Raw genomic sequence first — 1,844 nt, 5'->3', positions numbered from 1 at the left:
AGCGTAAGCTTAAGAAGAGATGAAGGTAGGCCCTTCAAAGTCTACTGTCGGAAGTCGGCTTTAAACCGCCTGTAAGTGGCTGTTATTAAGAGTAATGGTCAGAAGCGTTGCAGGAAAGTCAGGAAGAAATCTTGGTGAGGTGAGTTGTAAGGAGATGAGTAAACCCGAACTTGTGTAGACGCGTCGTTAATCCCTAACTAGCATCAAAACTGAGGTCGTCGTGTAATCTCAGGAGCAGCATACTGGCGAACTCCGAATGTTGAGTATGTGGTGCTCGGCGTATAGCAAGCATGAACTTACAACAGGCTCTTTTTAGGAACCACGGGAACCAGTCATCATGATGACAAGGGAGAAATACAAATGACTAAATTCATGAGTATGAGAGTACCAACGCATGATACTGGGGCGGAGTTGTTCGTAGTAGTGAAGAAGTATTTGTAATGAATACGGAGCGAAGGGGCAACGTTAAGCCGTCTCCAAGTCAGTCCAACTGTGATAAACAGGAGGAGACTGGTCTTGAAGAGACAAAACCTTTTCAAATCAATAAATGGCAAGTAGCTGAAGCTTATAAGCTCGTGAAAGCCAATAGAGGGTCTGCAGGAATTGATAATCAAAGTCTGCAGGATTTTGAGCAAAACTTAAAAGGTAATCTATACAAAATCTGGAACCGCCTTTCTTCAGGGAGTTATATGCCACCTCCAGTAAAAGGAGTTGCCATACCAAAGAAAAGTGGTGGAGAAAGATTGCTTGGAATACCCACAGTTAGTGACAGAGTGGCGCAAATGACTGTTTTACTGTCGTTTGAGCACAAGGTGGAGCGACACTTTCTAGATGATTCATATGGATACAGGCCTAAGAAATCTGCGCTAGATGCCATAGCGGTAACTCGTAAAAGGTGCTGGCGCTATGACTGGTGTCTTGAGTTTGATATCAAAGGTTTATTCGATAACATTCCGCATGAATTATTACTTAAAGCTGTCGATAAACACATCACAGATGAATGGGTTAGGTTGTACATTCGTCGTTGGCTAGTTGCTCCAATGCAAATGCCAAACGGTGAGCTACAAGAGCGAAGCAAGGGAACGCCACAGGGTGGGATTATCAGTCCAGTGCTTGCAAACTTATTCTTGCATTATGTGTTTGATAAGTGGTTAAGCAAACACTATCCAAAAGTGCCTTGGTGTCGATATGCAGATGATGGGTTATTGCATTGCAATAGCTTATTTGAAGCACAAGAAATGTTCAAAGTACTTAAGCTACGTTTTAATGCCTGCGGTTTGGAGCTGCATCCAACCAAAACCAAGATAGTTTACTGCAAAGATACCAGTCGAAAAGGCAGCTATGAGACAACGAGCTTTGATTTCTTAGGGTATACATTCAGAGCCAGAAGAGTGAAAGGAAAGATTCGAAATAATCTATTTATGAGTTTTTCACCTGCGGTAAGCAAGTCTGCTCTAAAGACCATGAGGTATAGGATAAGAAAGTTAAGAGTTCGCTGTCGTACAGAGATGAGCATTAACGAAATGGCTAAGTGGCTAAATCCCATCATACAAGGTTGGATTTACTACTATGGTCGGTTTCACCGCTCAGCGATGGCTGCCATTGGTCGTCATATAAATCTAACGTTAATCCGTTGGGCTCGACGAAAATATAAGAGGCTGAGGAAGCACAAAATCAACGCCTGCAAGTTTATAGGTAACTTGATAGAGCAGGCACCTCATTTGTTCGCTCATTGGCGGGCAGGATTAGGAACAGCGTTGGCTTAATGGGAGCCGTATGAGCTGAGAGGTTCACGTACGGTTCTGCGAGAGGCTATCGGGGAGGTTCCGGTGGTCTACTCACCA

At 43.7% G+C, this 1,844-nt stretch carries 1 protein-coding gene; it reads left to right on the top strand.

Going from position 1 to position 1,844, the window contains the following annotated elements:
* Positions 1–440: 440 nt before the first annotated feature.
* Positions 441–1,766: a group II intron reverse transcriptase/maturase gene (gene ltrA / locus FCV43_RS20180; RefSeq protein WP_021022522.1), complete on the top strand. Its 1,326-nt coding sequence runs from the start codon at positions 441–443 to the stop codon at positions 1,764–1,766.
* Positions 1,767–1,844: the final 78 nt, after the last annotated feature.

Source organism: Vibrio genomosp. F6 (assembly GCF_005146325.1).
In the GTDB taxonomy this organism is placed as follows: Bacteria; Pseudomonadota; Gammaproteobacteria; order Enterobacterales; family Vibrionaceae; genus Vibrio; species Vibrio cortegadensis.
This window is presented reverse-complemented; position numbering and strand designations above follow the sequence as displayed.

What these genes read in the sequence shown, in the direction of transcription:
- ltrA (WP_021022522.1), top strand. Translation starts at nt 441, where the DNA reads ATGAATACGGAGCGAAGGGGCAACGTTAAGCCGTCTCCAAGTCAGTCC.